Here is a 10,323-nt window from a genome sequence, read left to right as displayed (position 1 = left end):
TGCTTGATACGTGTTAAGATGTGCTTGCTCTTTCCAATGTATATCAACCTATTGGTTTCGTCGTAAAACCTGTATACACCCGTTTTGTTGGGTATATCTTCGAGTTGACTCAAATCTAAATTAGGGTGAAGGATGGAAGGGTTAATTTCTGAGGTTATAAATGTGTTGAGGTCATTACTATCTTTTTCAAAAAGTATTTTGAACAACTCAACTGTAGCCATAGCATCTCCTGCAGCCCTGTGTCTACCCACCAGTTCTATTCCTAAATCATTGGTTAGTTTACCCAAACTGTACGAGTCATGTCCTGGGAGCAAGATGCGCGAAGCCCTTACTGTACACATGTGGGGATAACGAAAATCGTAGCCAAGTGATTTGTATTCTCCGCGAAGAACACCGTAGTCGAAACCAACGTTATGGGCCACGAATACACAATCTTCCATAAACTCTATGATGTCTTTTGCTATTTCATAAAATTTAGGAGCGTTTTCCACCATTTCATCATTGATTCCAGTTAGTTGTGTGATGAATCTTGGGATAGGAATCTCTGGATTTACCAATGTGGTGTATTCGTCAATGATTTTATCACCATCACATTTATAGATAGCTATTTCGGTAATCTTCGATTTTTTCGGACTACCGCCAGTTGTTTCTAAATCTGTAATGGCAAATTTCATGTGCCGCAAAATTAATCAACTCTCATAATTTAGAAGGAAGCCCAATCAATTTTTAAATAGAAAGATTTGAACACGACATTTTTAAGGGTGTTTTTAAGAATTTCATAACCTTAGGCACAACAAGAATGATTACTTTTGTGCAAAATATTTTAATTATGGCAAGTATTAAAGACTTAAAAAGAGATTTCAATTACGCAATCTTTGATATAGTAGAAGAAGGATTTAGTCAACAATTATGGGATGAGTCTAAAACAGAAAAGACGAACGCAATTATTGACGAAGCTGTAGATTTTAGAAATGAAATTATCTCTAAAATTAATGCGTCTTCAACAAAAGCAGAGTTTAAGCAAATTAGAGCTGAGATTTCTGATAAAGTTGAAGAATTAGCTACAAAGTTGATGTAAGCAATAAAAGATATAAAGAAGGGGAGTCAAAAGCTTCCCTTTTTTTTATAGACTTAATTTAGAAAGTATATTCTCCAGACGTTTCAATCTATCCTCTACATTGTGCTGTCCTTCCATGATTTGATAGGCAATCACTTTATTCCCTTCAACTAACTCCTCTTTATAATAAAGTTCATTTTCTCTTTCTTCGAGTTGAACTTCGTAAAGGAATTCTTTCCCGCGTTGAAGAATACATTTTTCCTTAGGCTTAAAGGTTTTTACGTTCACCTCCTTATATATAGAGCACAGTTGTGATGTTTCTTGTACGCCCAATAATTTTTTGTTGCTGGCAACAGGCCAAGTGAGTTCTATTTTTTGCAGACTTAATTTGTTTTTTTTCAAGATCAGGTAAGGAAAGCTTTTAGGCTTTGCGGGTGATTTTATAGGCTTGGTATCGAGTACCAATTCTTCGGCTTGTTTAAAACCATGAATTTCATTGACCGTTAAATCTTCATTAATTAAGCGACCTAAATCTAATTTGAAGTGATTTGCTAATTTTATTAGAGACTCAATTTTCGGTTCTGCACGCATTTCTTCATAAGCGCCTATTGAAGGACGTGAAAGTCCCAGTAAATCAGCCATTGCCTGCTGGTTTAGGTTCTTAATGGTGCGGATTTTTTTGATGTTTTTACCAATCTTTGAAATCATAATCTTGAAAAATTAGCTAATAATTTTAGCAATTGTAAAAAATATTAGTATCTTTACTTCGTGAATCTAAAAATATTATCATGAATATACAAAGTATTACGGTAGAAAATGGTCCTGGGCCTTAGTGTTTCTTATAGAAATGCACGATAACATGGATTAATTTCTATTTTTATAACACATAAACTTAAACACTATATAATGGCAAAGGACTATGAAAAGGTGAGAGCCTATTTACAAGAGTTAGATTACATGATTGTAAAAGAAGATAAAGAAGATGAAGTTTTCGTAATTGAAAGTGAAATCGACGGTATTAAGAATCTTGTAATCGGGTGTGCCGACCCAATATTAATCATGGAACAATACATTTTTGAGATACCGAATGGTGATACCGAGGTATACAAAAAGTTGTTGACTAAAAACAGAGATATTGTACATGGAGCTTTTGTTTTAGCAGAAGACGGAAAGAAAGTTTTGTTTAGAGATACCCTTCAATTAGAGAATTTAGATCTAAATGAATTAGAAGGATCGATCAACGCCCTTTCATTATTACTGAGTGAGTACTCAGATGAAATTATAGAATTTTCAAAACATTAATAAAAAGAAAAAATGAACATTTTTAAGAGATTATTTAATATAGGTAAAGCGGAAGCACATTCAGCGATAGATGGTTTAGAAGACCCAATCAAAATGACTGAGCAGGGAATTAGAGACTTGAAAAAGGATTTGGAAAAAGCATTGCAAGCATTGGCAGAAGTAAAAGCACTTTCGATAAGAGCTAAGAACGATGCTGAAACGCAAGTACAAAAGGCTGAAGATTACGAAAAGAAAGCTATGTTGATTCTTCAAAAAGCGAAAGCTGGATCTATGGATGCTGCTGAAGCGGATAGATTAGCAAGTGAAGCGTTGATTCGTAAGGAAGAAACAATGAAGTTGGCGAATCAATCGAAATCCGATAGAGAGAAGTTTGAAGCGCACGTGGCGAAGTTGGATGGTAATGTGAAGAACTTAAGATCAAGTATTGGAAAATACGAGAATGAGTTGAAAACATTGAAAGCCAGAGCTAAAGTGAGTAGTGCTACGAAAAACATCAATAAGCAATTGGCAAACATCGATTCTTCTTCTACAGTTTCTATGTTAGAAAGAATGAAAGAGAAGGTAGCACAAGAAGAAGCCTTGGCTGAGTCTTATGCAGATATAGCTGACGAAAGCAGATCTATCGATGAAGAATTAGATAAAGCAATTGATGAGGGAGCCAACGAAAGTAAAGCCTCTGAATCTTTAGAAGCTTTGAAGAAGAAAATGGGAATGTAATACTTAAGGGGAGGTGAAATATCCTCCCTTACTACTACTTAAATCCATCTATAATAAACTAACTGTAATACCATAAAATGCTTGAATTATTAAACATGTCGTTTAATGGAGCAAACTTCATTGCAAGTTTTTTCCTCGTACTCGTCGTGCTATATTGGATCACCGTAATCATGGGTGTACTCGACCTTAACTTTTTGGATGTTGATGTTGAAATAGACATGGACGCAGATGTTGAGGTAGAAGTTGATGCAGACACAGGTGTGGCCGCTTCTGGAGACCTATCTTGGCTTATGTTCATCCTCCGTTTCTTAAACATCGGAAGAGTACCATTAATGCTCTGGTTCAGTTTCTTCTCCTTAAGCTTGTGGTTTGTTCAGGTAAGTATCAATGAAATTTTTGGTATCGAAAGCTTTGTTTTTGGTTTGTTAACCCTCATCCCTTGTATTATTGGATGTGCTATTCTGGCTAAATTTTTAACTTTTCCTTTTGTGAAGATGTTTGCTTCATTAGAGAAAGAATCTATGTCGAAAGATTTAACAGGTTCAATCGGTAAGGTAACGCTTATAGATACAGAGGGGAAAAATGGTCAAGCCAAAGTAGAAAACAATCAAAACGTGCATACCATTTATATAGAAACTAAGCGTGGATCTTCGCTTATTAAGGGAGATAGCATCCTTGTTATTTCTTTCAATAAAGATCAAAACACATATTTAGTAGAACCCTATGCTAATGCCTAAAATTAGCTTTAATTAAAAACGTATGTTAATCAGTATTCTAGAACAAGGAATGGTGGTTGCAATCATCGCAGCTGTCATCTTCCTGGGCATCCTTGTTATGCTCGCTAAGTGGTATAAGAAACCACAACAAGGTCAAGTGCTTGTAAGAACAGGTGGAGGTGTTAGAGTCTCCAAAACCGGAATGTTTGTAATTCCTGTTTTACACAGCTTGGAGATTATGGATATCTCTGTAAAAAGTATTGTCATCGCCCGTCAAGGGAAAGAAGGTTTAGTATGTAAGGATAATTTGCGTGCAGACATTAAAGTTACTTTCTTCTTAAAAGTAAACGGTGACGAAGAAAAGGTAAGAGAAGTAGCACAATCTATTGGGTGTAAGCGTGCTTCTCACCCAGAAACATTGATTCAATTATTCGACGCGAAATTCTCAGATGCCTTAAAGACTGTAGGTAAGAAGTTTGATTTCGTTGAGTTATACGAAAAACGTGATGAGTTTAGGTTAGAAATTGCAGCAGCTATTAAGCAAGACTTAAACGGATATACTTTAGAGGATACTGCAATTGACTACTTGGAACAAACTCCTGTTACTGCCTTAGATGAAAAGAACATCTTGGATGCAGAAGGTATCAAAAAGATTACTGATTTAACGGCAGCGCAAAAGATCAAGGCCAACAAGATTATGCGCGAGGAGCAAAAGGTAATCAAACAACAAGATGTTGAGGCGCGTGAGGCTATTTTAGAATTGGAAAGACAATTGGCGGAGAAAGAAGAATCTCAGCGTAAAGAAGTGTCTACGATTCGTGCCAGAGAGCAAGCTGAAATTGATAAAGTACGATCTGAAGAAAATAAGAAATCTGAATTTGCACGTATTGCTGCTGAGGAAGAGATTCAAGTTGCAGAAGAAAATAAATTGCGTCAGGTAATTGTTGCAGCTAAAAACAAAGAGCGTACAGAAGCCATAGAAAATGAACGTGTAGAAAAAGACAGAGCTTTAGAGGCGAACGAAAGAGAGCGCGTTGTTACCTTGGCACAGATAGAGAAAGAAAAATCTATCGAAGAAGAAAAGAAAAACATCCAAGAAGTTATTCGTGATAGAGTAGCAATACAAAAAACGGTTGTTGAAGAAGAAGAGAAGATTAAGGATACGCAAGCCTTAGCTGAGGCGGACAGAATGAAGCGCGTTGCCATTACCGCGGCAGAACAAGCTGCTGAAGAAAACTTGGTACAACGTATCAAAGATGCTGAAGCTTCTAAACACGCTGCTGAATTCAATGCGAAACGTATGTTAATCGAAGCAGAGGCAGAACAACAAAGCGCCGCTCAAAAAGCGGAAGCTATTAAAATTATGGCCGATGCCAAAGCTTCTGAATTTGCATCTACAGGTTTAGCTGAGGCACAAGTGATGACGGCTAAAGCGGATGCTCGTGAGAAACAAGGGGACGCTGAAGCACACGTTACTGAAGTACAATCATTGGCAGAGGCAAAAGGTATTGAAGCGAAAGGATTGGCTACCGCAGAAGCTGAATTGAAAGTAGGTAAAGCGAAGGTTGAAGTAGATAGAGAGCGCGGTATGACAGAAGCGCAAGTGATGTTAGAGCAAGCTACAGCCAAAGAAAAAGATGGATTAGCTGCCGTTACGGTGGAGCGCGAAAGATATACTGCAGATGCAGAGGGTATCTTGAAGAAAGCCGAAGCAATGAAAGAGTTAGATGCTGTAGGTAAGGAGCACGAGGAATTCAAATTGAAATTAGACAAGGATAAGCAGGTTGAAATGGCGCAAATAGCAGTACAGAAAGATATTGCTACAGCACAAGCCACTGTATTAAGTGAGGCATTGAAGAATGCTAAAATTGACATCGTAGGTGGAGACCAAAGCTTCTTTGATAAGATTACAAACTCTATCACTACAGGAAAACGCGTTGATAGATTGATAGAAAACTCTGAGGTTTTGGAAGGAATTAAGGATAACTTCTTTCACGACTTTGAAGGAGAAACAATCATGGATAAGATCCGCAACTTAATTAGCTCTTCTGGATTAACCACAGAAGATGCAAAGAATTTGACCATTACTGCCTTGTTGACGAAAATGATGGTAGAAACAAATGGCGATACTAAGAAAAGCGCGCTTAGAGATTTAATGTCTAAGGTGCAGAACTTAGGGTTAGGAGAAAGTACCCTAGAGCACCTAGGGCTCAATCCTAACTAGTTCTAGTTTATGTGGAAAGGGGAGCTTAATGTTCCCCTTTTTTAACCCTAAATTTTCATTTGAATGAACAATGAAGAACAAACAAATCTAGACGGGGGTACCTATGAAATCATCCGCTCGCGATTAAATAAGCAAGGGGAGGAGCTAGCCCAGCGACTAGAGCATTTAAATACCGATAGAAAGGGAGTATTTGGAGCTATTGAGAATAAGTTACTTTCTGCCGATAAGATTTCTACAGACAACAATTGCATCGCAAGAGATATGGTCAGCCTAGGTGGTAACCGTATGCTCTTTGGGTTCAACGTACATATAGGTTTACGCGAGGAAGTTAAAATTGAAGATGTGTTCGCGTTTTATCATTTCGATGATGAAAAACACAACTTTAAACGAGACACACTAGCCCTTTTGGAGGATGAGAAATTCTTTGAGGATTTTGCCAACCTATACAAATATTACAAGGAAACCACTTTTGTGCAATTTGCAGAAATCAACGGTTTTCTCTATTTCGTTTTTCAAACCGGGAAGAACATTAGCGATATCAAAACCTTTAAGTGGAAGATTACGCCAGATCGTTTAGTTTACTATGGGAACAGATCTGATAGTGAATACAAATTTCCAAACCGTTACGAGTTTAAGTGGAAGAAGGCCACCAGAGATATGCAACGCAAAGGTACGCACGGTCATATTTCTTTAGATGATTTGGTATTTGTTGAAACAACTGGTGGGGATTTAACGGTTAAAGTTGAAGACAACACCGATACAGGGAAAGGAATCTATGCAGAGCCTGTTGAACAAGCCGATCAAACGTTGGATGATGTAGATTTACAATACGCCGTAATCGGAAACCTTGTTGTGATGAAAATCAAACCCTACAAGGAAGAGAAGTATAGGTACTTAGTCTACAATGTGAAGATACAGGAAGTGGTGCGCATAGATGCCATAGAAGATGCCTGCGTACTTTTACCAGATGATCACGGAATCATTTTTCCGAAAGGGTATTACCTGCAAACAGGTGAGTTTAAATTATTTGATAATCCTTTAGATGGGATGCTTTTCGAACGTAAAATTAACTCGCCTAACGGGGAAGATTTTATGTATGTGTTCTATAACCAGCAAAGCGGTATTTACATCTTATTATCTTATAACTTAATTGCTCAAAGCGTTTTAACGCCTATCATTTGTAATGGTTTCTCTCTTTTCGAAAATGGAGAACTGGTCTACTTTAGAGCAGAGGAGGAGCAACAAAAACACCACAGTGTTCAAGTTTGGCAAACGCCTTTTCTTGATGTTAACGTACAGCAAAATACAAGTAATGACAGTTACTTGGCAAAACTTGGAAACAAGACCATTGTACGTACCATGGCAGAGTGTAAAGAGCTGATTAAACTTCTCAATAAAGAAGACAGCTTCGGAGGCTTGTATGTTGATATCACGAAGAAAACTCAGGATATCTTAGATACGCAACACTGGTTAATGCATGCTGAAGCACATAAAATTGGTGAACCCATAGAACAAATTCGTCAGACGGCTTCTAAGGCGATAGATGAGTTTGAAAAGGTAAGAAGCATAAAACAGCAAACGGCACAAAGCATTGCTGAAACTTCTCAAAAAGCACAAGAGATACTTAAGAACTCTAAATATTTTAGAGGGAAAACGATTACCTCTTATGTAGATAATTTGGCAGAGTTACGCGGTATTAAAGGTCAAGTTGTTGCTTTAAAAGATTTGCGTTATGCCAATTTAGAGGAGATTGAAGCACTTGAGGCAGAAATCACCCAGCAAACCGAAGAACTTTCTAAGAATTGTATTTCCTTCTTAATTCGACCGGAAGCCTTGGAGGTATACGAAGAAAAGGTAGAAGAAATCAATGGAGAAATTCAAGGATTAACCAAGAGTTTTGATGCTAAGAATTTAGAGGATAAAATCATTTCTACCGCCAAAAAATTAGAGATGTTGATAGAGATAGTAGGGAATCTTCGCATAGAGGATGTTACAAAATCTACACAAATCATTGATCAAATTTCTGCGGTATATGCAAAATTCAATACCTGTTCAGCTAGTTTAAAGAACAAGAAGAAGGAATTGCTTCTGGTAGAAGGAAAGGCCGAGTTTGCAGCGCAGTTGACCTTGATTTCTCAGTCCGTAGTTAATTTCTTAGACTTGAGTTCTACAGAAGAAAAAGCGGATGAATACATGAATAAACTCATGGTTCAGCTAGAAGAGTTGGAAAGCAAATTTGTAGATTTTGATGAGTTTGTAGATCAGGTGGGAGAGAAAAGAGAGTCTATTTATGAAGCTTTTGAAAACCGTAAGATCTATCTGCAAGAACAACGTGGTAGAAGAACTACAAAACTTGAAGAAGGAGCAAAACGACTGCTGAAAACCGTAGAGAATAAACTCAAAACCTTTAAGGAAGATGCTGAAATTCAAGCCTATTATGCCTCAGACTTGATGGTAGAGAAGGTGAGGAATACGGTTGAAGATTTAATTGAACTCGGAGACACGGTAAAAGCAGATGATGTTGCCGCTCAATTGAAGTCATTAAAAGAAAATGCACTTCGATCGTTAAAAGATAAAAAAGAGCTTTTTGCCAATGGAGATGATGTAATTCAATTTGGTAATCATCAATTCTTAACCAATAAACAAAAATTAGGTCTAACCCTCATTCAAAGAGGAGATGCTATGTATTACCACATCACGGGAACTAACTTCTTTAAGAAAGTAGAAGATGAGGTACTGAATGGACATAAGGAGATTTGGACATCTTCTCTTATTTCAGAAAATGATGAGGTTTACAGAGGTGCATACCTCGCTTATTTGATGTTCAAAACTTTTGGGAGTCAAGAATTGGTAAAGCTTACCGAGGAGGAGTTGCTGGAGAAGGTGAGAACTTTTATGTCACCCCGCTACAAAGAAAACTACATCAAAGGTGTACACGATGCAGATGCTTTGTTGTATTTACAAGCCTTTATAAAGCAGGGAGAATTAAATCCAAACATCTTTGTGAACCAAGAAGTAAGAGCTTTGGCTCGCGTGGCTTGGATGAGTATACATGCTGATTTTAAAGGTGAATTGGAAGCGCTTATACAAGTGAATCGTTTGGTGAATGAAGTCTTGGATACACATACCTTTACACAGGTAGAAGAGGAGTTGTTTGCACGACTTTCAGAAATCCTTCCGAAGAAATATCTTCATCTTACTAAAGAAGTCGCAGCTTACTTAACACAAGAATTACTCTACGATGATCACTTTGTGATTAGTTCTAAAGCCTATGAAGATTACGGGCATTTAGTAAAGAAGAGAAAGTCTTTGATATTGGATAATGTAGCTCCAAATAAGCTCTTTCACTATTATCAAATGTTGCAAAATGCTTTGGAAAACTTGGGCTACAAACATGCTGCAGAATTGAGTGCCTTGCTCTTGTCTAAAAACATAGGAGAAGAAAATGTAATTCCTGTTCCGAACATAGAAATTGAAGGTTTGAAGGGAGATCATTCTACCATAGAAGGAGGGAAGGCCCAGGTAAATCTAGCAGACTTGTTTCCGCAAATAGAAAACTTTATTGCGGTTTATCAACGTGATTTTGAAAGCTTACAACACCGCAAGAAGGAATTGGTAGATCTTTATGCCAAAGAATTGCGCCTGAATGAATTGGAACCGAAAGTGATGAACTCCTTTGTACGTAACCAATTGATCAATGAGGTGTATTTACCAATTGTGGGTGACAACCTTGCCAAGCAAATTGGAGCGGTAGGTGCTAACAAGCGTACGGACTTGATGGGTATGCTTTTATTGGTTTCTCCTCCAGGATATGGTAAAACAACCTTGATGGAGTATATCGCCAATAGATTGGGATTGATTTTTATGAAGATCAATGGTCCTTCTATCGGACACGAAGTAACAAGTTTAGATCCTAAACAAGCGGATTCAACAGCGGCAGCTCAAGAGCTTAAGAAGTTGAACTTGGCCTTTGAAATGGGAGATAACGTAATGATTTACTTGGACGATATTCAGCACTGTAGTCCTGTATTTTTACAAAAGTTCATCTCTTTAGCGGATGGACAACGTAAGATAGAAGGTGTCTTCGAAGGTCAGCCCAAAACCTATGACTTTAGAGGGAAAAAGGTAGCTGTTATTATGGCGGGTAACCCTTACACGGAGAGTGGAGGTAAATTCCAGATTCCGGATATGTTAGCCAACCGAGCAGATATTTACAACTTGGGAGATATCGTGGGTGGATATGGAAACGCCTTTGCTTCGAGTTTTATAGAAAACAGTTTGAGTTCGCATCCTTTATTGAATCAAAT

General features: G+C 37.6%; 8 protein-coding genes. 6 read left to right on the top strand and 2 right to left on the bottom strand.

Annotated elements, in window-relative coordinates; genetic code table 11:
- Positions 1-674: exonuclease domain-containing protein (locus tag AC22ZQ_RS08905; protein ID WP_318958432.1), on the bottom strand; the 674-nt coding region annotated here is incomplete at its 3' end.
- Positions 675-829: 155 nt separating this feature from the next.
- Here AC22ZQ_RS08905 and AC22ZQ_RS08900 point away from each other — a divergent pair.
- Positions 830-1,078, top strand: coding sequence for a hypothetical protein (locus tag AC22ZQ_RS08900; RefSeq protein WP_318958431.1), 249 nt, complete (start codon positions 830-832; stop codon positions 1,076-1,078).
- A 45-nt stretch (positions 1,079-1,123) separates the two neighbouring features.
- Here the strand turns inward: AC22ZQ_RS08900 and AC22ZQ_RS08895 are convergent, their stop codons facing one another.
- Positions 1,124-1,765, bottom strand: coding sequence for a helix-turn-helix domain-containing protein (locus AC22ZQ_RS08895; RefSeq protein ID WP_318958430.1), 642 nt, complete (start codon positions 1,763-1,765; stop codon positions 1,124-1,126).
- A 198-nt stretch (positions 1,766-1,963) separates the two neighbouring features.
- Between AC22ZQ_RS08895 and AC22ZQ_RS08890 the strand changes: the two genes are divergently transcribed.
- From AC22ZQ_RS08890 to AC22ZQ_RS08870, 5 genes are all read left to right on the top strand, one after another.
- The gene (locus AC22ZQ_RS08890; protein WP_318958429.1) at positions 1,964-2,359 is read left to right on the top strand and encodes a YbjN domain-containing protein; all 396 of its coding nucleotides are present in this window, start codon (positions 1,964-1,966) and stop codon (positions 2,357-2,359) included.
- A 12-nt stretch (positions 2,360-2,371) separates the two neighbouring features.
- Complete coding sequence (locus tag AC22ZQ_RS08885; protein ID WP_318958428.1) at positions 2,372-3,076, top strand: PspA/IM30 family protein; 705 nt, start codon at positions 2,372-2,374, stop codon at positions 3,074-3,076.
- Between the two features lie 77 nt (positions 3,077-3,153).
- Positions 3,154-3,813, top strand: a complete 660-nt coding sequence (locus tag AC22ZQ_RS08880) for an OB-fold-containig protein (protein ID WP_318958427.1) — start codon at positions 3,154-3,156, stop codon at positions 3,811-3,813.
- 22 nt (positions 3,814-3,835) lie between these two features.
- Positions 3,836-6,016, top strand: a complete 2,181-nt coding sequence (locus tag AC22ZQ_RS08875) for a flotillin family protein (RefSeq protein WP_318958426.1) — start codon at positions 3,836-3,838, stop codon at positions 6,014-6,016.
- Positions 6,017-6,079: 63 nt separating this feature from the next.
- A partial coding sequence (locus AC22ZQ_RS08870; protein WP_318958425.1) for a DNA repair ATPase occupies positions 6,080-10,323 on the top strand: 4,244 nt, incomplete at its 3' end.

Source organism: Lishizhenia sp. (genome assembly GCF_057456495.1).
The sequence above is the reverse complement of the archived record's forward strand: the minus strand, read 5'-3'. Positions and strand labels throughout refer to the sequence as shown.